Here is a 21,343-nt window from a genome sequence, read left to right as displayed (position 1 = left end):
CCTCACTAACCACCTTAATCGGTGAATACTTCATTTTTATTGAGTTTATTTGTTATAAATAATAGGCATTTTTCTAATCAATTGGTTGTCACGAGCAGCAGAATACATGAATTTGGCAACATTTTCTCTGGAAACAGACATTTTAGCCGATTGATCTCCAAATGAATAGTCATAAGACTGCCCTGTGTATTTAACATTGGGGTTAATAATTCGAACGACTGTCCAATCCATATTCGATGTTTTAATTATTCCTTCTATTTTCTTCATTTCTGCATAACCGTTCGGAAGGAGAACTTTGGCTAATACACCTGGAAGTATCGTGGACATGTTTTTCTTATCGTCATCTGATTGCAAAGCTGGCGTCGCAAGTGTAATGAACCTTTTTTTGTTATGTTTCTTCATAGCCTTAATTATCAGTTCGTGTCCGTCAGCAATCGGCGTGCCTTTAAGCTTTCGTGACATATCGGAGGCTGGCCCCAATGTGCTGATTACGACATCAGATTCGGCAACGGCTTTCTCGATGGTTGAGCTATTCGAAAGTTCCCCTTGTACAAGACTCAAATTTGGATGTTTGAGGCTGATTTTTTGGGGGTTTCTAACGTATGCCGTAACGAAATCTCCGTGATCTAATGCTTGTTGGGTCACAAGCTGTCCAATTGCACCAGTTGCACCAAAAACAGTGATATTCATATTCTTTCCTGTGTCTCCTCTAATATAAATTATTCAGCTTACACTTTATCTTCAGTTATAAACTCTTCTACTCTGTCTCTTTTGCTGTACATGTCGTACCAAATATCAGCGATTTTATCTTGAACTCCTGAATTTGGCTGCATCCAAATTCCGATCGAAAGGTGACCTGCATAAACTCCTTTGTCAGCTAGTTCGCTGTTCAAATTAAAGATATAATTACGAAGTCCTGAAATTGCAATGCCGACATTACCCATCATCGGTACCGGGTGTACTGAAGCACCTCCCGTTGTAAATAACAGAGCACCGCTTTGCTTATCCAACATATCCGGAAGCACTTGTTTAACACTTGATAAAGCACCTAAAACATTATATTGAAATTGGTATAATGCATTTTCTTCAGTTACATCTAGTGTTGGCGCTACTGAGTCAAAGCTCGGCGTTGGACTGTATTCAAGAACATCAATAAATCCGTATTTCTCTTTAATAGCAGCAAATGCCATCTCAATTTGTTCTTTATTTAATATGTCCGCTTGAAATGAAGCAGCTTCGATTCCCAATTGTTCTAATTCAATAACTAGTTGGTTCAACTTTTCTTCATTTCGTGCAATAAGCGCTACGCGGAATCCATTTTGTCCGAATTTCTTTGCAATGGACATCCCTAAACCTGCTCCTGCTCCAACAATCGCTATCGTTTTCATCTAAAATCTCTCCTTTAATTAAAGTTAATTATCAACCAGATAAATAATGGTCAATGTGTTGTATATTTATCTTTTGTTTATTATGATAAATAAAAGGTCAGCATTCAATGTTTAATAATTTTGATTTTGAGAGATAAAATACAGTTTCAACTTAAATGTCGTATATCTAACAAAAAAAGTTAAGGGAATGAGCCATAATGAGCAAAAAAATCGATTTACGTATCCTTCGCTCCAAACATTCGATAAAAAAGGCGTTTATAGAACTTCTTAATGAAAAAGGGTACGAAGGAATTACGATTCAAGATATAGCCGATAAGGCGATGATTAACCGAAATACCTTTTACCTTCATTATCAGAACAAACCCGATTTGTTAAACGTATCTATGGACGAATTATTAGAAGAACTAAAGAGTACACTCAATCTTTGTTCGAGCAGCAAATCTCCTATAAGCGGCTCTATGCTTGAACAACTAATGCAAACCATACTGGAGAAAATTAAAGGCAATATTCCCTTTTATAAAGCATTGTTACTTGATGAGAATAGAATTTATGGGTTTCAATCAAAGATGGAGGAAATTATAAAAAATACAGTGGAAGATGGCTTGGATAATATGCCCCTTCAGATTTCAAAGGAATTATTACTTCAATATATCGCATCTACTTTTATGGGCATTGTAATATGGTGGGTTAAAAATGATTTTTCTTATACCCCAAGTGAACTTGCTTCTCAATTCGGAAAAATTCTCACTCACGGACACTTAAAAGCCGCAGGTATTCCAATAGATGATGAGTGATAAATGCTTGCGAACAGTAGCTGGGTAGATATCACAGAAAAGGAGCCCCTCGAATGACGGCTCCTTTTCTATGACTGCACTTTTAAAAAATAATATTGTACGCTTGAAGATAAATCAAAACATCTCCGCTCTTCGCTTTACCACTATCCTGCCCGTTAGCTTAATGGAATTGATAAATTTCGTAATTAACATGTTCTGTACCTTCAACCCAGCCTTATTTCTACTCGCTCTGTACTGTAAGTTTACAATAACATTAAGCTTTGCGAAGCATTTGTCTCTCACTTAACTGTGATAGCATATCTTTCGTCATGGTCTTTAAGTCGTAGCGGGCATGAAATCCCCATTCTGTTCTCGCAGCTGTTGCATCCATGGAGTGCGGCCAACTATCGGCAATTGCCTGTCTCTTCGGATCAACATCATAATCCAGGATGAATCCGGGAATCTCTTCCCGAATCGCGGCAGCGATCGCTTCTGGATCGACGCTCATTGCGGTGACATTAAATGAGTTTCGATGTATCAAACAGGATGAATCCGCTTCCATTAAATCAATGATGGCGTTCAGCGCATCCGGCATATACATCATGTCCATATTTGAGTCTTTGGCGATATAAGATGTATACCGACCACTCGTCACAGCTGCATAGTAAATTTCCACCGCATAATCCGTCGTTCCTCCGCCGGGAGGCGTCATATAAGATATCAAACCCGGGAATCGCAGTCCCCTGGTATCAAGACCATATTTGTGAAAATAATAATCACAAAGCAGTTCGCCGGACACCTTGTTCACGCCGTACATCGTATTAGGCCTCTGGATCGTATCCTGCGGGGTATTATCTTTCGGAGTCGAAGGGCCAAAAGATCCAATGGAGCTCGGAGTGAAAAATTGGCAACTGAGCTCCCTGGATATTTCAAGTGCATTCATCAATCCGCCCATATTCAAATTCCAGGCAAGCAGGGGCTTCTCCTCTGCCGTAGCCGAGAGTAGCGCAGCCAAATGCATGACGGTATCTACTTCGTACCGCTTGGCGATTTCAAACATCGCTTTATCATTTGTCACATCCAGCAGTTCGAATGGCCCGGATCGGGTGATCTCGTGGGATGATGACCTGAGATCCGTAGCAACAACGTGATCCGCACCATAAATCTCACGTAATTTAACAACTAACTCAGAACCGATCTGGCCCAGTGCTCCGGTCACCAATATCTTCTTCATAGACATTCCTCCCGAAATAGTCTCCCGCGAATGTAGCTAAATCAGCTTCATTTCTGTGCCAACTTTCTCATAAACGGAGATCACCTGTTCGAGCATCTCCTTAGTATGGGCTGCTGTCGGCATGTTGCGTATTCTTCCGGTTCCCTTCGGGACTGTCGGAAACACGATGGCCTTAGCGTAAACGCCTTCTTCATAGAGCCGTTTGCTGAACTGTTGGGTGGTTACTTCATCGCCAATGATACAAGGGGTGATCGGTGTTTCACTTTGACCTACATTATATCCAAGCCTGCTCAATCCATTTTTCAAATGATTGCCGTTCTCCCACAGCTTTTCAATCAGCTCCTTGTCATTCATCAAAATGTCGATCGAAGCGCTACAGGAAGCGATTGCAGCCGGAGGTAGCGATGTGGAGAACAGAAACGGGCGGCTTCTCAGCTTCAACCATTCGATCAGTTGTTTTTTTCCCGCCACATAACCGCCGACAACGCCAATTGCCTTGGAAAGAGTACCTATTTGAAAGTCGATACGGTCGGACAATCCAAAATGCTTCACGGTTCCTGCACCTGCTCCGAGAACGCCCGAACCGTGGGCATCATCCACATAAGTAATCAGATCGAATTCTTCTGCTATTTTCACGATTTCGGGCAGCTTTGCTATATCACCATCCATGGAGAAAACCCCGTCGGTGATGACCATAATTTTATGGTACTGACCGGATTCCTTGGTCTCTTTCGCCAGCCGTCTTAAATCATTCATATCCGAATGCTTAAAGCGAATTACCTTGGCTCTCGACAGGCGGCAGCCATCAATAATGGAAGCGTGGTTCAGCTCATCGGATAAAATCGCATCAAGTTGGTCCATTACCGCGGATATCGCAGCCATATTGCAGTTAAATCCCGATTGATACACGATAACGGCTTCCGTTTGTTTGAAACGGGCCAGTTTTTCTTCCAGCTCAATATGAAGATCCATCGTACCATTAATTGTTCTCACAGCCCCTGCTCCTGCCCCGTATGTCTGCGCCGCCTTAACAGAAGCATCAATCAGTCGGTAATCTGTTGCCAAGCCCAAATAGTTATTAGAAGACAAATTGATTAGGGACTTTTCGTCAATACGAATAACAGGACCATTTGCACCCTGCAGTGTATCGATGGAGTTATATAGACCTTTATTCTTTAAATCTTCGATGTTCGAACTTAAAAATTGGTCCAATGCTTGACTTGACATTTGATTCCCTCCTTAATATACGTTTGTCCTTGTACAGGAGACATGTCATTATGCGAAAAAACCTTGTTGTTAATGGGATTTTACTAATTTCAATGTAGCATCATTTTTATTCTTTTTACACATGTGAAGGACAAAAATTAAAAAAATACGCAAATATACATAGTGATTATTCCCCCTTCACCGGAAGTAATCGGTATTAAATTTTTGTTTATATCTTTTGCCGCTCGGTAACTTCCTGTGCAGCAATTACCTCTTCTCCATGTGCTTTGCTATGTATTCCTTCATCCCTAGATCCGAAATCAACTTCTTGAGTGGAGTTGCACTACTGTTGACTCCTCCTTTTTTCAACAAAAAGAAAACGAACTATCTAATGATAGTCCGTTGAAATTAGTTACAGTTGAAGCCATCTAGCCACATCTTCAGATATAAGACCATTCTGACGATGTGTGACAGGCATTTCACTGATTTGTAGCAAAAAGTAACTATCGTGTGTACGTAGACACTCAAGAAGATACTTATCTAACAAATCAATATCATCCGCTGTTTTAATTAAATACACTCTGTCATGAAGATGTTTGACCTCAAAAAGATGTTCAAGATGAAAGTTAATACACTCCTCAGTCCATCCTTCATTTTTAGGCTTATAAGAAAACAAATAAAGTTTAGATATAATAGTCGCCCCCTTTTACTTTATTACCCGGCTTCTTTTGAAGCAATCCCCTGACGTGGATTAAATAACACCTTTAACAATGGTGGCGCTATTAAAGTTGTAAGTATGACCATTATAATAACTGAAGTGAAGTATTCAGGTAAAAGAAGTTCTGCTTGTAAACCAGTTGATGCAATAATTAATGCAACCTCTCCTCGTGATACCATCCCAGCTCCTATAGCAAAAGAAGAAACATTGCTGAATCCTGTAATCTTTGCTCCCAATGCACCGCCGAGTAATTTAGTCAAAACAGCAGCAACGGTTAGAACGATAAGGAATCCGATCTGTTGACCTACACCTTCAAATGAAACATTGAGACCAATGCTTACAAAAAATACGGGCACAAAAATTGAATATGCAATGGGCTCGATCTTCTTTTCAATAACATTCTTAAAATTTGTTTGTGAGATTGCAATACCGGCAGCAAATGAACCGATTATACCGGCCATACCCATCAGATCAGCAAAGTATGCAAATCCAAAGCAAATGAAGAGTGCGATTGATATTATGGGCTCTGTTACTTTAAGAGTTGAGAGCCATTTCATAACACGAGGAACTATAAATGCCCCTGCAACAAATACACCTATGAAGAACAGCACTTTCTTTCCTACTAGAAGTCCCAAGGATACATCCTGACCTGTACCCAAGAAACTCATCATAAATGCTAAAAGGATAACAACTAAAATATCGTCTACTACAGCAGCTCCAAGAATGGTTGTGCCCTCCCTGGAACTTAAACGATCCATATCCTTTAGCACCTGTACTGATATACTTACAGATGTTGCACTGAATAAAACTCCCATAAAAAGTGCATAGTTCGTAGATAATCCAAATAAATCTGCTACTCCAAATCCACCTACAAAAGGAAGTATAATCCCACCAAAAGCAACAGCAACTGCTGATCTCCAATTTTTCTTTAACTGATTTAGGTCAGTTTCTAATCCAGCAATAAACATAAGTAATAACACACCTACATCAGAGACATAATGAATGAATTCATTATTATCAATCCACCCCAGAATTGCAGGTCCCAAAATAATACCGACAACCAATTTCCCAAGAACAGAGGGTTGCCCCAATTTCACGGATACATGTCCTGCTATTTTTGTACTAACAATGATTAAAGCCAAATACCATATAAACTCCATTCTACCTACTCCTCAACAACAATATCTCAAACAATGCGAACGCGTTCCGCAACATAATAATAGACCTAAAACTATAGGTCAATATAGCTTTTTAAGAAACAAAACAGGGTCGTTACCCTTATGAAAACCATCATTAATCCCCATATACGTATTTTTGATAAAAACTCTAAAAACGAGCATCAGGGACGTTTTTTAATATGTACAAAAAAACATAATAACCAGAAACGGAAACACAACGCATAATTTCGGTAACAGTATGACTCCAAGGCAACATTACCTGCTCGGTGAAGCACTAAGCGAATTGTGCTTTTATCTCGCCACATCATTTCTGTCATGATAATCATTGGGTAACACTCTAATCGGTAAAAATTCTCTTCTCCCGCGACAGCAACAGGATGATTAAATGCGTCCACAAATAAAAAGAGCCCCGAGCAATCACCCGGGACACTCTTGAGTTGATTTCCAATTATTTCGAAGACCACAGTTCCATACGCTGAGCATATTTCTCGTTAATGATATCTTCCACTTTCTCATCGCCAGCCTTCTTCATATCCTCCAGCATCTTGTCAAATACAGAGTTGGCTTCAGCTTCACTTGGAGCAATTATCGCTCTCGTAATGCTCTGATCCATAATATCCTTCACCTTCTGGGCGGTCAGAGCTTGAGGTGTTCCCCCATCCGGATTCAGGTTGTCATACTGCGCTGTATCCCATACGGAATCGCCCAGACTCTTAATGGCCAGTTCATCCACTTCACTGCGCTGGAATTTAACTGCCATGTCATACGGCTGTCCGTTCGGGTCCAGACCATTTTTGATAAACCATAACCATTTGCGAACGCCGCTTTTCTTCACCGTATCATCCCAATTATCCTTGAAGCTTTGCAGGAATTCAGGTTTTGGTTGTCGCTTGCCATCCACCATGGTGTACTGTTCGCCTTCCCTGCCCCACAGCAGCAAATGCTGTCCTTCATCACTCGCCAGATAATTAAACAGCTTTATCGTTTCTTCCGGGTGTTTGTTGTTTTTGGTAATGGCGATTGCATCCCATCCAAGCGAACTTCTTGGGCCAAACGTCGTTTGAGCCGGATCTACACCTGGAGCAACAACTTTGTAAGCAAAGAGTTGATTCTTTTCCCCGCCATCCTTCTTCAAGGCCGCATTGCCGTTCCCCGGATCCCAATATGCACCTGGGGTAGTAAATACCGCACCAGTCGTCAGCTTTTGAATCCAGGTCTGTGTTTTGCTAATCGCAAATTCCTTTTCGATCAGACCTTCTCTATATAAGCGATTCATGTATAACAGCATCTCGCGATATTTGGGGTCCTTGACATCATATTGCAGACGTCCGTTGTTGTCATAATACGTTTTTAAGCCCCACATGCCTTTGAATGTGCCCAGATTCGCACCCATGTTCTCCCCGTTCATCGTCATCGGAATGGACTCTTTGCCATCAATCGTATTGTATTTCTCTTTAAAATTTTTCAGGAGTGCTTCGAATTCGTCTGTTGTGAGGGGCTGTGAACCATCTGCTTTGTCCGGAAGAAACTCTTCCAACAGGCTCTGTCTCATCAGCATACCGAAAACCGGATCACTGTCGAGTCCATACCAGTTTGCCAGATAGTAGTTCTTGCCGTCTGTATTACGTGTTTTGGTCAAGGTATCTCCGTACATTTCTTTCAGATCAGAACCATATTTCTCAATCAACTCATCCAGTGGAATGAATGCGCCGCTTGAAATGTACTTATCAAGGGAAGCATCTCCCCGGCTCATGACCACCACATCGGGATAGTCCCCACTCGCCAGCATTAGGCTCAGTTTTTCCGTTGGATTACCCGTTGGCTGCTGGATGGAAATCTCTATGCCCGTCTTTTTGGTAATTTCCTGGGCAACAGCATCGGTAAAAGGTTCTCCCTTGGTATTGCCATCAAACCAAGTCAGCGTAATCGGCCCTTGTTCCCCGTCTTTACCTGCTGTATTGTTCTCCCCATCATTGGAGGAGCAACCCGCTAGTAAACCAAACGCTAATGCAGCCGTAATCCCCATTATTATCCATTTTTTAGTCTTTGTCATTGACACCCTAATTCCTCCCAATGAATAAATTCCTGTCGTGCTAGATTGAGCATTTCCAAAACGATTTTTGCCCACCCCCTTTCAGGGAGAGGCCACCGGACAAGCCTTCCCTGTAACCGGATTATGGAACAGATTAACTCTTGACCGCTCCCAAAGTCATGCCTTTAACAAAGTATTTTTGCAGGAACGGGTACACCATAACGATTGGTAAAGTGGCTACCATCGTAGCAGCCATTCGAATGGTATCGCTGGAAACGGCATTTCGTTTGGCAGAGTTAGCTAGCATTTGCGTTTGGGAAATCATGCCACCAGTCTGAAATTGATTCAATATTTTGACAAGCACGGCTTGAAGAGTTTTCAGGTCCGAGCTGTAGGTGAACGCATAGGAATCAAACCAGGCATTCCAATGCCCAATGGCTTGGAAAAGACCCACCGTTGCAAGCACAGGTGTTGTCAGCGGCATCACAATCCGGAAGAAAATCGTCAGATCGTTAGCCCCGTCCACCCTCGCCGATTCTTCAATCTCATGGGGCAGCTGTTCCATAAAAGTACGGACGATAATCATATAGAAGACATTCATCAAACTTGGCAAAATGAATACCGAGAATGTATCGATCATGTTGAGTGCCTTAAGCACCATGTAGAATGGAATGAGTCCACCACTGAAATACATGGTAAAGATAAAGTACAAGTTCCAGCCTTTGCGTCCAATCAGATTCCGCCGACTTAGCGGATACGCAAGCATCGTAATGACCAGAACCGACAGCGGTGCACCAATAAGCGTTCGCTTGACGGTGACCCAGAGCCCGTTCAATATCTCGCTATCTTTCAGAATCTGCTGATAACTATCCAAGGTCAGATCCCTTGGCCACAGGTAGACGCCGCCTCGTACCGTATCTTCCGCGCTATTCAATGAAAGAACGAGTATATTCCAAAACGGAAGAAATGTAACCAGTAATACGAGAATAAGAATGAAATACACAATTATTTTGAAAGTACGATCCCCGAATCTGTTCAGAATCATCACAAGCGCTCCCCTCTGTCTTTTATAGTTAGAACAACGCCTGGTCGTTCACTTTTCTGGAAATCCGGTTCACGATGAGAACAAGAATAAAGGCAACAACGGATTTGAACATCCCTACAGCAGCCCCGTAGGAGAACATGCTATTCTGTAGTCCGTATTTGTAGGCATAAATGTCAATCACTTCGGAGTATTCAAGTACGGTGTTATTTTGCAGCAGGTATTGCTGTTCAAATCCTGCATTCAAAATACCTCCGACCGCGAGAATAGCCAATATGACAATGGTAGGGCGCATAGATGGCAGCGTAATATGCCACATTTGCTTAAATCTGCTGGCTCCGTCCACCCTGGCAGCTTCATACAGCTCCGGATTTATGGAAGCGATTGCAGCGAGATACATAATGGCGCTGAATCCCATCTCTTTCCACATGTTCGACAATGCGATAATCCACCAAAATAGAGGGCCGTTCTGCAAAAATGCGACAGGTTCTTTGACAATACCCAGCAGAACCAGAATGTTGTTTAGCATTCCATCCGAAGCCAGCAGCGTAATCACAATGTTGGCTGCAATAACCCATGAGATAAAATGCGGCAGATAAGAAACCGTCTGCACAAAACGTTTGAAAAATCCCTGTCTCGCTTCATTCAGCACAAGCGCGAGGATGATCGGGGCAGGAAATCCGAAGAACAGTGTCAGCAAGCTTGTCGCAAGCGTATTACGCATAACCCGGTAGAAATCACCTGTAGTAAAGAAATACTCAAACCATTGGAAACCTACAAATTCGGCATGGAAGAACTGGTAAAAGAACGATCCCCCACCCGGTTGATAATTCGTAAACGCCATATACAATCCAAACATCGGACCATAGGAAAATAACAATGTCGCAATGAAGGCAGGAAGCATAAGCACGAATAACCATTTTTGCTCTTTTAGTCTGCTTATCAAGTTATTGCTCCTGACTGTTTTGATAGCGCTTACCTTATGCATTAAGTACCCTCCCTTTTTCTATACAGCAGCATGGTCGGCCATATCTTGATTCAACTTCTCTCCTATTAATCATAAATTTGACACGGATTACTCGCCATAGTTGAATTCTCCGAAAGATACCGCTTTTTAAAGATGTTTTTGTGCAAAGTGAGGATTGGATTTCCATATTCACTCTGCTATGATGAACTGTGCAACGAATATTCAGTCAAGAGAGGGCTTCCGGATGCGCCAATTCTATCGAAAATACATATACATGCCTTTTGTTAACCTGAACTTTCGTTCCAAATTGTTCATGGTATTTGTTCTGGTCACCATCATTCCAATGATGCTATTGGTTTATTTTTCCTACGAACTTACCAAAACGAAACTTACTGAGCAGATCTACATCAATATGACGAACTCAACAGCTCAGATCACTAAAAATCTGGAGAACAAACTGGATAGCTACGAACACATTTCCGCCTCCATTTATTTGGATAACCGCCTTGCCAATTACCTGACGAACGAGTATCAGGATGACCCATCCTATCTGGACGTCTATAATTACATTGGCAATCGAATTGACACTGTGATGGCTGCCTACCCTGATTTTGATAGCGCATTCATTTATTCAGACAATCCATCATTGCCCAAAGACAATTATTATATCCGGCAGATTACACCCGAAGTTAAGAACACGGAACTGTTCCACAAATTGAAACAATCCTATGGGAACATTATTCATCTCTCAACGCCGCAGACAGAGAACGGTCCTGCCATGTTTACACTCGCCCGGCTGCTGAACAACAATAGTAATCAGTATCCCTATGGGATGCTGGTCTTTCAAATCTCGGAGTCGGTCATCTATTCCTTAATGGAAAAGGAAGCAGGCGGCAAAGATATTTTCATCATTAATGACAAAGGTATGATTCTGTCCTCCGCCGACAAACAGTTAATTAATACAAGCCTGCCCGAACTTCTTCATCAACATTTTGACGATACGGCTTCTGGAAGATTTGATACAACGTATCAAGGGGTAAAGGCTCTAGCGGTTTATAACACGCTCAAAAACGGCTGGAAAACAGTATCCATCTTCCCTTATGACAGTATTATCAAGGATGCCAAAGCTCTCTCTCAGCTTATTATCAAAATTTCACTAGGCTTCATCGGCGTGGCGCTGCTGCTCATTTATATTACCGCATCGCTGTTCAGCAAACGCATCAGGACGTTAATACGGATGATTCGGCGCATTGAACGAGGAGATTTCAACCCTACCCATGAGGAACAAATGGGCAGTGATGAGATCGGACAGCTTCACTTTGCATTTGAACAGATGACAACCCGGTTGAAAAGCCTGGTGACGGAGGTCTACCAAAAGGAGCTGCAGAGCAAGGAAGCCGAGCTTGACCTGCTTCAAGCTCAGATCAATCCTCATTTTCTGTATAACACACTCGGCTCGATCTCCTCTCTGGCCGTAAAGCATCAAGATCCACAGATTCAGGATATGGTCCTTCATCTGGCCAAGTTTTATCGGATATCCCTGAATAAAGGAAAGAGCATCCTGACCATCAATGAGGAACTGAAACTGACGCAGAGCTATAATGCCATTCAGCTTATTCGATTTAAGGGCAAGCTCAACATCATCTACACGATAGATCAATCGATCCTGCCTTACTCCACTGTGAAGCTAGCGTTACAGCCTTTTGTGGAGAATGCAGTCATTCACGCTCTTTGGAATCAGGATCGGCCCCTAAATATCCATATCAAGGGCGTCATCGAGAACAGTAGCATCATCTTATCGGTTATAGACGATGGAATGGGCATGCGGCGTGAGACGCTTCAGTCTTTGTTTGAGGAGAAAGAAGGACGGGGCTATGGCATTTCAAATGTGGATCGGAGAATTAAGCTCAAATTTGGTGAATACTACGGTGTCAAAGTGTTTAGCAAACTAGGCATGGGAACCACGGTCCAGATCCGTCTGCCTCAAAAAGAGATTCAATAAAAAAGGAGTGCGATGCAGCCACTATTGGCTTGCAAAGCACTCCCTTTAAACCATTCTACAGAACGTTATACTTGCTCACGAATACGATACACCAGGCTGTCAAAATCACCGCGTAGAGGCAATTCCACGCCAATGTTCATCAGAGCACGGCCACGGACCGATAACCCCAACTCTTCAATTATATAGGTCTTGTCAGCATGGAGACCTACCAAACGGAGTCTGGGCAACGGTTCACCCAGCTTCTGCGAGTGAAGAAAGGCGAACAGCACATGGTCACTTCCAGCTGCATCGCTGTACTGTACAGCGGTAACTCCCTTATGACGAAGCGCAGTCAAACGGAATTGTCTACCGAATTGTACCAGGTGGCGAATGGCTTTGTACTGACCGATGAATTCCTGGGACTGCTCAATCCATTCATTACTCCACTCGTTCAGGTTGGAGCCAATACCAAGCGTGCCCATCATTGCACTGTGGAAACGATACTTCAGGGAGACGTTTCGACCATTCATTCCTGTAGGTGACTCGGTTACCCAACAGGTCATCATACGTGGCGCGTACGTATACGAGAAGCCTTCCTGAATGCTCAGACGGTCGAACGCATCCGTATTGTCGCTCGGCCAGGATTGGTCAGCATAACGGAAGATACCCAGATCAATCCGCGAGCCACCTCCTGCGCAAGTCTCAAACTCGACATCCGGGAACTTGGCTCGTAGCTGTGCCCATATATCATAGAGACTCTGGACATGCCTTACCCATATTTCTTTCTGGCGGTTAATGGGGTGACCCTTCATGCCAGGCTCCGTGATGGTCCGGTTCATGTCCCATTTAATGAACTTAATCTCATGGTTACCAAGCAGTTCGATCATAAAATGGATAATGTATTGCTTAACCTCAGGCTTGGAAATGTTCAGCAGCAGCTGATTGCGAAGCTCCGTTCGTCCCCGGGTTTCAAAATGATATACCCAGTCTGGATGTGCTCTATAGAGATCACTATCCGGGTTGACCGACTCCGGCTCTACCCATATGCCGAATTCCATCCCAAGTCCGTGAACCCGGTCAATCAGCTCCACAAGTCCGTTCGGAAATTTCTCCTTATTCACGTTCCAGTCACCCAACCCTGCACGGTCGGAGTGTCGCTGCCCAAACCAGCCGTCATCCACGACAAATAGCTCCACACCCATCCTGGCTGCCCGCTCGGCAAGCGCCATTTGATCCTGTGCGTTCACATCGAAGTAGGTAGCTTCCCAGGAGTTGTACAGCACTTTCCCAATTTTACTGCGGGGCAATATGTACTTGTATTGATATTGATGTAAGCGGTGGCTCATTCCGCCAAAGCCCTCAGGGCTGAATCCGCCGACAAAGACAGGTGTCTCAAAACTCTCGCCCGCACCCAGCAACCATTCATTGTCAAAATCATGGATGCCACCTGTGACCCGCACATGCGTGAATGGCGTCTTCTCAGCGACCATCTTCCAGTTGCCGCTCCAGGCGAGAGCACCAAACCATACCCTGCCGCCTGTTTCAGTCGAAAGGCCGTCATCTATTGCAAACCATGGGTTGGCATGACCGTCAGTGAAACCTCTCCGTGATTCAAGCACCTTTTTCCCCTCTGTCAAAATGGTATTTCGCAGTTGGAATTCACCCGACCATTTCCCCGTAACATGCGTCAGACGGTAATCCTGGAGATATGGCAAAGTCCAGGCTGCGGATTGCATGCTTTCCAGCACGATATCCTTCTGTCCCATATTGATGATGTTGGCGTAACGCTCCACCAGATCGAATTCCGGGATGACCCGATATATCAGCTGCGTCTCAAGTGCATATACCTGATCCTTCAACGTAATTATCAACGTCTGTCTGCCATCCTGTTCTATGATCTCGTGACGGTCATACCTTACCTGAAGATCGCGGACACCATCTGGCATACGCAGTTTCAGAGATGGCTCTGTATAAGAAGCACCTCCCCAGAAGCTATACTCCTCCACCTCTCTCTCCACTTCCGCGTCAAAAGAGCTATGGGATTGTAGTTGGAGCAACGGCGCGCTGTCCTCAATGTCAACGAGGTCACCCCAATACAGATGTTGGAGGTGGTCTCTCTCATTAATTCCGAAAATGTAGGACGAATTTTGCGTCTGTATTGCAAATATACGTAGCTGTTCATTATATTGAATCGTCAAGTTTATCATCCTTTCGAGTTCCTGTTACCCTCGTGCTGTGTGTTGTGAACATACTTATTATTGTAAGAAGCAGGAGTTACATTAGCCATATCGCATTCTTACAATCCATAAGGGATATCGTCTGTCATTTCAAAGGTATGAAAATAAGGCTGCGATGGAATTCGCAGCCTTAAAGCCTACTTCAAAATTAAGTTATAGATGACCTGAGCCGCTTCAGCACGGGATGCAATCTCTTTCGGCACAAACTGTCCCCGTCTTTGGCCTTGAACCAGTCCTAGTCGGGCTGCATCCTTTACCGAATCAGCTGCCCATGAAGAAACTTGATCCATATCGGTAAACAAGATATCTGTAGAACCAACAGGCACGTTCCCAACATTCAGTTCATATGCCTTCATCAGCATCACCGTGATTTCCTCCCGGGTAATCTGCGAATCCGGCTGGAAGCTGACTGCGCTTCGTCCCTTCACAATACCGGCTTGGGTCGCAATCGAGATGGGTTCCGCGTACCAGGCATCTGTCGCAACATCTGAAAATTGTATTTCTCCAGCTACGGTCAGCCCCAGAGAATGAACGAGCATGGTGGTGAATTCAGCGCGGGTGACTGCACGTCCTGGCTCAAATTGATCCTCGTTTGTACCTTCGACATAGCCCTTTGCTGCCAACTCCTTGATTACAGAGTTGGCCCAATGACTGGCCGGAACATCGGTAAAAGTCCGATCGAGTTCCAGCACGGCATACTTGCTGAAGTGGCTCACTGTAGTCGTTAATACACCATTCGCATAATCCGATTTTAAAAATTTCAGTTCGTCATTTTCGTTAATATAATACATTCCTCCCTGTGAAGGGTCGAAGCTCTCGGCTGCTGCCAGGCTCAGCGTAATGGGGTGATCAAACACAGAGAGTGTTTCGGTTGTACCTGATTTGGTTGTTGCCGAGAGGCTGAATTCATAGATTTCTCCCTTAAGAGCAACGGTTGCCCGAGATGATGATTCCACTGCTGCAACGACCTCCTTGGCCTTGCTGCCAAGTGGAACCATTTTCAAGTAAATCGTACTTTCTTCCTGTTGCCCTGCCGGTAACTTATTTAACAGCTGCTTGAACAAACTCGAAGGAATTTGCAGGGATAGCTTGCCTGATTTCACTTCCAGTGTATAGTTGCCGAGCTGGCGTAAGACAGCCGTTGAAAGTTTTACTTCCTGAGTATCTGCTTTGATGTCTACGACGGCTTTCCCTGCTCCACTGTCCACTTTCAGCATATCCGCTGTGATGACCAGTGTTACTGTATCGTTCTCCTGAGCTGTGCTGTTGCCGGAGTTCCCACTAGTAGTAGTATTGTTATTGCCGTTGTTGCCAGGATTGCTTGGATTACCTGGGTTACCTGGGTTGCCTGGATTTTCAGGGATATTCTTTTTTTCGGTCAATTTAACCAACTTCGATTCAGCCGGCCCCAGCGAGATGGACCATGAACCTGTGGCTGACGAAGATTCACTTGTCCACAAGTCTTTTAAAGTATAGGTTTTGGAATCATTCAGTCCGGCGCGGCCCAGATCGATCGTTTTGTTTGCTGAACTGTTGCCGTTGTAATTAAATATAGCAAGGTAATAATCATTGCCTTCCTTCAGAACAAACGTATCTGCGGCGTTGGCGTTTGTATTCCCTTCAAGTGGTTTGAATACTTTCCCTTTCAGCGCCACCTGAAGAACATCCGTGTTATTGTACAATGCCGTCATGTACTCCTGTGCCTTCGGATCATTCACATCATCGGAATCCAGCATCACCGTACCGGCAATTACACCGGAATTCACGCGGGTACGGGCTTCCTCCAGGCTGGATGCTCTGCTTAATGCCAGATGATCAGGGTCTGTGTAGGAATAGATCGTTCCATTTTGCCAGAAGCCATATGTCAATGAATTAAGCATGTACTCCGTCTCGTTGATTTTGCCATAGGTGTCACAGGAGATCCGTCTGCTGTGCGCGTATTGGCTCGGAAAGATTGGTGCGATGGACGCACTAATAAACATTTTCCCGTCCAATCGTTCTTCGACGTAATGCATTCCTTCATTGTACGCCTGAATCCCTGTCGTCACATTAGTATCATAATGTTGGCCTTCCAGCGAGCCATGGGTTAAGAAATCCAGTTTGATGAATGTGAAGCCCAGCGCTTTAAACTTATCCAGAAAATAATTCATGCGCAATTGACTCCCCGGATGTGTCACATCCAGTGCATACGCTCCATCCAGTGTAGGCAGAGGTTTCCCTGCACTATCCTTGAGTACAATGTCCCCATACGTATATTGCCCATTGGTACCATCCACTTTTTGGCTCATATCGTTGCCCCAATATACAAATGGTCCCCAATAGATGCCCGCATGCTGACCATTGTTCTTAATGACGGATACGGCTTGGGCAAGCTCTGCATCACTCAGATTATCCCAGTAGGAATCCATATTAATGAACACATTGCCGTTATTATTGAACTTCTTCAGGCTGTTCTTAAAATAATTAGACACATCCACTACGTTCTGATACGACAGCCCGCTATCATAAGCTCCCCAGCTATTCCATCCAACTGGAACACCTTGCGGCAATTCTGGATTCAAGGCCAGGGGAGGTGTGATGATCGCATTGGCTTTACCGTATTCTTCAAGTCCTGTACGATAATCACTGAAACCGCCTACCATAATCATAGGTGAGGATATTTCAGTACCGGTCAGGCTGCCATGTGGCTGGGTGTCACGAGTAACGTCACTCGCTGCGCCACCGTACACAGCAAATTCATTCAAACGATTAGCAGACCCTTTCCAATCAATACCAGTCTTCCATGTGTCATGGGTTACTGAACCGATCACCAGACCATGACGAGACGAGTTATTAAATACCGTCGTCATTTCGTAGCTGGTATCCGCCCGGTTCATCGTTTGAGATTTGTAACGAATCCAGGCATCATTGTCAAAAGGCACGGTCAGTACTCGATTATCTGAGCTGACGCCGATATCTACACCGCCCGTATTTTTCACCGTTATGGGTGACATGTAATTGCTCTGAATCTCTGTATCACTGAGGGCATCCAGACGGTTGAGGAAATACGATTGATCTTCATAAAACCGATAGACTTGCTTCAGAGTTGGCTTGCCAGTGGAAGTATGAACAAAAGTCAGCTCCACGCCTTTGCCGAAGCCATCCTGAATTTCCACCGGTTTTCCACCGCTTACATGACTCTCATACCCTTTGGTTTCAACAAGATTCTCCCCAATTTTAATGCTGCTGAAGATACCACGCATCTTCTGTCCGTCTGCCCAGCTGTACCCGGCAAATCCGGTTTGGGTACTATAAGACACTTCATATTTTCCGTTCGATACCAGAAGGCCATGGGTGTAATCGGTCACCGTGATATCCCCGTATCGTTGTGAGTCACCCGGTGTTCCCAGATCATCATCGCCTTCACCCGGAGTTTCGGGTTCCGTCTCTATTGCAGGCTCAACGATAATCCGATCCAGATCGGGAGAATAGCCATTATTGTCTGAAAAAGTTATCGTATTCTCGCCTTCATTTAATGGGAGTGTAAGATCATACGTACCTACCGTATCCCAATCCGGGGTTTTGGGCAGGTCATGGAACTGCTCTTCCCCACCATTCGCATGGACATAGAAACTCCGTGGATCACCGGAAAAATAATCTACCTTAACGCGGTAATCACCTGTCATGGGGGCTATAATTTTGTTGAACGTCAAGGAGCTCCCACCATTCAGATAGCCGACCTTTTTGCCGCCGGAAGCATTCGGACTCTCTGTTACACGCGCTTCACCAGTCAGCGTATTACCCGAATCTTCGGCTTCATAGCTAAGCGTATACGGGATGACTTCAATTCGGTCCAAATCGGGGGAGTACCAATCATGATCCGAGAACGTAATGGTATTAACTCCCTTATGGAGGGAAACTTCCGCATCATACGTACCTACCGTATTCCAACTTGCCGTTTTGGGCAGATCAATCATCTCATCCGTGCCATTGTTTACTTGCATATATACAGGTCGCTGGTCACCAGAGATATAAGATATTCGGATCAAATATGTACCCTCTGCCGGTACAGTAACATTCGTAAATTGCAGTGAGCTGTTTTTGTTCAGATCCGTTACTTTTTTTCCGCCTGAACTGATACTGCTGTCCACCACCTTGGCATTGCCTTTCAAAATATTGTCGGCTGCTTCTGCCTCAATGACTGCACCATGCAGATTTTTCTTCCAGTCGTCTCCGCCACCTTCTCCAGGATGACCACTGTCCAAACCTCGGATCACGATCTTGTCGATGTCGGGAGAATACCAGTTGTTATCATCGATCAGGATGGCGTTGGTACCCGCGTTCAACGGAAGGGTCACGTCAAACATTCCCACCGTATCCCAGTCAACTGTCTTGGGCGGTTCTTCATATTGCTTCTCCCCGCCATTCGCACTAATATTGAATGGCCGCGAATCACCTGAAATGTAGTAAACGGAAATCTTATAATTTCCTGTCTCACTTACAGTAATATTATTAAATTGCAAGGAACTGCCCTGATACATGCCTCCGACTTTCTTGCCGCCTGAAGCCGTCGGGCTATCAGAGATTGTCGCGTTACCAAGCAAAATATTCCCCTCGGCCTCAGCTTCATAGGTATTCATCTCATCGGCGTGAGCTGTTCGGGCGAACTGGCCCCCGCCTATGACCAAACAAATAATGATAAAGAACACAAATCCTTTTTTCATAATTCGTCCCAACATATCATGCCTCCATTTTCTTTTGATTGAGTTAGATCTCCATATGCCTATCCTTTAGTGGTTCATAGCTATTATCTGTAATCGCTTTCATAAAGAGCTGTTAAATCCCCTCTCTCCTCCTTCCTTTCCTATATGCCTAATTGTAAAAAGGAGGAGGGGGATGTTCCATACCACAATGTTATTATTCATACAGGAAAGCCTCTTTCATTTACCATATCAATACCATCATTACCTTTATCGTCATATACTTTTCCTGTATTCGTTGGGTGTTACGCCCTGTGTCTTAAGGAATAGAGAAATAAAATAGGATGTACTCTCATAGCCCACGTTCTGCGCGATATCGTGAATCTTGAGCGAGCCATCTGCCAGCATTTCCTTGGCTTTATCCAGTCTGATGTGTGTCAGGTAATCATGAATAGTCATCCCTGTTTTGTCCTTAAAAATGGATCTCAAATAGTTCGGTGACAGATAGACCTGATCAGACAGGCTGTTGATGGTAATCGGCTGATTGTAATTCTGATCGATGAGGGTACGGACCTTATGAATCAATTTTGCATTTTTGTCCATAAACCGTTCACCCAGCATGCTCACAGCATCTTCCGCAGTACCGAGAATCAGATCTTCGATCTCATGCAGAGTCAGTGCATTATAGATGGAATGATATAGCTCAGCCCGCTTCGGAACAGGTTTATGAAGCTGCTCCAGCAGCTCATTCACGAGATCTATCGACCAGTCGCAGATGATTTTCTTCTTGACTCGCAGTTTCGCCAATCCCTCAATATACCCGTGCAGATTCTGTGCCGCCCATTCAAAATCTAGTCGGTTAATAGCCTCAAACCATCCCTTTTGTTCAAAAGGGGGCATATGCTCCGTATAAAACTGGTTCGAAAGTGACTCCGCATGAATAATCGTGCCTGTACCTTCATAGAAACGCTCGTTCAAAACGATACGCGTCTGTTCGTACAGACAGTGAATATGGGCTAACTCGGTCTCTTGTCCTCCTACAGCTGCCGTCACCGTGAAATCCAGTGCACTACGAATAGCCTCAGCCAAGTCTTCCCACGCATAGTGTCCCGGCTGCTGGGCTGCTTCCATAAATACACCAGTCTCTCCTTCCTTGTAATCCACAAAGATCCCTTTCATGTTCTTCGCCTTGAAGAAATGGTCGAGAAAAGCCACCAGCCGACCTGTACATTCCTCCAGACTTTGCTGTTCCTCTTCAGCCTCCTTGGGATCGATACTGAACAAGGCCATTGCATATCGGTCGGTCTCTGGTTGTCGGGTTAGACGGCTGTAACTACAAGCAAGATCATTAGCACGAGCCTCATTTTTTTCGTAAGATAACTCCTTCAGGATATTGGCTTTGGCCGCCTCCAAAGAACGGTTCTTCATTGCAACCTCTTCACAACGCTGTTTAACTTTACTGATAACGCTTTCAATTTCGTTCATATCCAAAGGTTTTAACATATACCCCACGGCCCCTACGTTGATAGCCGATTTTACATATTGGAATTCGTCGTGTCCGGTCAGAAACATCACCTGGATCGAGTCGTAGCTCTCATATATCTTTCTAGCCAGATCAATACCGTTCATTATCGGCATCTGAACATCGGTAAGAACGATATCCGGCTGGGTAGCCTCAATCTTCTCCAAGGCCTCCCTGCCGTTACTCGCTGTTCCCATGATATAGATACCCATCTCTTCCCAACGGATATAATCCCTCATCATCTCAAGTCCCAGTTCTTCATCGTCTACCAAAAAAATACTGTACATCCATGTCCCCTCCCTTTGTCTCTTTCTGTCTCTATTATATGTTTTTCCCCCCGTGGGACCATGGTTTATATCAATGAAAGTCATTTTCAAGTATAGATC

13 protein-coding genes are annotated in these 21,343 nt (G+C 44.2%); 2 read left to right on the top strand and 11 right to left on the bottom strand.

Annotation, left to right across the window (positions count from 1 at the left end; translation table 11 throughout):
• Positions 1-45: 45 nt before the first annotated feature.
• Together NLBNIHML_RS03295 and NLBNIHML_RS03290 are read right to left on the bottom strand one after the other, a co-directional pair.
• Positions 46-690, bottom strand: coding sequence for an NAD(P)H-binding protein (locus tag NLBNIHML_RS03295; RefSeq protein ID WP_339233942.1), 645 nt, complete (start codon positions 688-690; stop codon positions 46-48).
• 38 nt (positions 691-728) lie between these two features.
• A complete protein-coding gene (locus NLBNIHML_RS03290) occupies positions 729-1,388 on the bottom strand; it encodes an SDR family NAD(P)-dependent oxidoreductase (RefSeq protein WP_339233940.1) in 660 nt (219 codons plus the stop codon).
• 197 nt (positions 1,389-1,585) lie between these two features.
• Here NLBNIHML_RS03290 and NLBNIHML_RS03285 point away from each other — a divergent pair, with 197 nt between their 5' ends.
• Positions 1,586-2,182 carry a TetR/AcrR family transcriptional regulator gene (locus NLBNIHML_RS03285; protein ID WP_472477877.1) on the top strand — a complete coding sequence of 199 codons (597 nt, stop codon included), beginning with the start codon at positions 1,586-1,588 and terminating at the stop codon, positions 2,180-2,182.
• A gap of 253 nt (positions 2,183-2,435) precedes the next feature.
• On the opposite strand, the gene NLBNIHML_RS03280 is transcribed toward NLBNIHML_RS03285, so the two are convergent.
• The 6 genes from NLBNIHML_RS03280 to NLBNIHML_RS03255 form a co-directional block, all read right to left on the bottom strand.
• On the bottom strand, positions 2,436-3,395 hold the full coding sequence (locus NLBNIHML_RS03280; protein WP_339255500.1) for an L-threonine 3-dehydrogenase: 960 nt from the start codon (positions 3,393-3,395) through the stop codon (positions 2,436-2,438).
• A 36-nt stretch (positions 3,396-3,431) separates the two neighbouring features.
• Positions 3,432-4,622, bottom strand: a complete 1,191-nt coding sequence (locus tag NLBNIHML_RS03275; RefSeq protein ID WP_472477879.1) for a glycine C-acetyltransferase — start codon at positions 4,620-4,622, stop codon at positions 3,432-3,434.
• 693 nt (positions 4,623-5,315) lie between these two features.
• Complete coding sequence (locus NLBNIHML_RS03270) at positions 5,316-6,479, bottom strand: cation:proton antiporter (protein WP_494353766.1); 1,164 nt, start codon at positions 6,477-6,479, stop codon at positions 5,316-5,318.
• Positions 6,480-6,945: 466 nt separating this feature from the next.
• Positions 6,946-8,550, bottom strand: a complete 1,605-nt coding sequence (locus NLBNIHML_RS03265) for an extracellular solute-binding protein (RefSeq protein ID WP_494353765.1) — start codon at positions 8,548-8,550, stop codon at positions 6,946-6,948.
• 133 nt (positions 8,551-8,683) lie between these two features.
• A complete protein-coding gene (locus NLBNIHML_RS03260) occupies positions 8,684-9,574 on the bottom strand; it encodes a carbohydrate ABC transporter permease (protein WP_339255492.1) in 891 nt (296 codons plus the stop codon).
• A gap of 28 nt (positions 9,575-9,602) precedes the next feature.
• Positions 9,603-10,517 (bottom strand): ABC transporter permease, encoded by a 915-nt coding sequence (locus tag NLBNIHML_RS03255; RefSeq protein ID WP_373564964.1) that lies wholly within the window; start codon positions 10,515-10,517, stop codon positions 9,603-9,605.
• A gap of 265 nt (positions 10,518-10,782) precedes the next feature.
• On the opposite strand from NLBNIHML_RS03255, the gene NLBNIHML_RS03250 reads away from it, so the two are divergent.
• Positions 10,783-12,540: a cache domain-containing sensor histidine kinase gene (locus tag NLBNIHML_RS03250; protein ID WP_339255488.1), complete on the top strand. Its 1,758-nt coding sequence runs from the start codon at positions 10,783-10,785 to the stop codon at positions 12,538-12,540.
• 65 nt (positions 12,541-12,605) lie between these two features.
• On the opposite strand, the gene NLBNIHML_RS03245 is transcribed toward NLBNIHML_RS03250, so the two are convergent.
• The 3 genes from NLBNIHML_RS03245 to NLBNIHML_RS03235 form a co-directional block, all read right to left on the bottom strand.
• Positions 12,606-14,726: an alpha-galactosidase gene (locus NLBNIHML_RS03245; protein WP_339255486.1), complete on the bottom strand. Its 2,121-nt coding sequence runs from the start codon at positions 14,724-14,726 to the stop codon at positions 12,606-12,608.
• Between the two features lie 167 nt (positions 14,727-14,893).
• Positions 14,894-19,474, bottom strand: a complete 4,581-nt coding sequence (locus NLBNIHML_RS03240; RefSeq protein ID WP_339255484.1) for an S-layer homology domain-containing protein — start codon at positions 19,472-19,474, stop codon at positions 14,894-14,896.
• Between the two features lie 237 nt (positions 19,475-19,711).
• Entirely contained in the window at positions 19,712-21,244 is a 1,533-nt protein-coding gene (locus tag NLBNIHML_RS03235) for a response regulator (RefSeq protein ID WP_339255482.1), read from the bottom strand.
• Positions 21,245-21,343: the final 99 nt, after the last annotated feature.

It is taken from the genome of Paenibacillus sp. JNU01 (genome assembly GCF_059130585.1).
Note: the sequence above shows the minus strand (reverse complement) of the source record. Positions and strands in the feature narration are given on the sequence as shown.

Bases quoted from the DNA above. Each gene is read 5' to 3' on its own strand.
- NLBNIHML_RS03295 (WP_339233942.1), bottom strand. From the start codon at position 690: ATGAATATCACTGTTTTTGGTGCAACTGGTGCAATTGGACAGCTTGTG.
- NLBNIHML_RS03260 (WP_339255492.1), bottom strand. From the start codon at position 9,574: ATGATTCTGAACAGATTCGGGGATCGTACTTTCAAAATAATTGTGTAT.
- NLBNIHML_RS03275 (WP_472477879.1), bottom strand. From the start codon at position 4,622: ATGTCAAGTCAAGCATTGGACCAATTTTTAAGTTCGAACATCGAAGAT.
- NLBNIHML_RS03280 (WP_339255500.1), bottom strand. From the start codon at position 3,395: ATGAAGAAGATATTGGTGACCGGAGCACTGGGCCAGATCGGTTCTGAG.
- NLBNIHML_RS03235 (WP_339255482.1), bottom strand. From the start codon at position 21,244: ATGTACAGTATTTTTTTGGTAGACGATGAAGAACTGGGACTTGAGATG.
- NLBNIHML_RS03285 (WP_472477877.1), top strand. From the start codon at position 1,586: ATGAGCAAAAAAATCGATTTACGTATCCTTCGCTCCAAACATTCGATA.
- NLBNIHML_RS03270 (WP_494353766.1), bottom strand. From the start codon at position 6,479: ATGGAGTTTATATGGTATTTGGCTTTAATCATTGTTAGTACAAAAATA.
- NLBNIHML_RS03245 (WP_339255486.1), bottom strand. From the start codon at position 14,726: ATGATAAACTTGACGATTCAATATAATGAACAGCTACGTATATTTGCA.
- NLBNIHML_RS03265 (WP_494353765.1), bottom strand. From the start codon at position 8,550: ATGACAAAGACTAAAAAATGGATAATAATGGGGATTACGGCTGCATTA.
- NLBNIHML_RS03250 (WP_339255488.1), top strand. From the start codon at position 10,783: ATGCGCCAATTCTATCGAAAATACATATACATGCCTTTTGTTAACCTG.
- NLBNIHML_RS03290 (WP_339233940.1), bottom strand. From the start codon at position 1,388: ATGAAAACGATAGCGATTGTTGGAGCAGGAGCAGGTTTAGGGATGTCC.
- NLBNIHML_RS03240 (WP_339255484.1), bottom strand. From the start codon at position 19,474: ATGTTGGGACGAATTATGAAAAAAGGATTTGTGTTCTTTATCATTATT.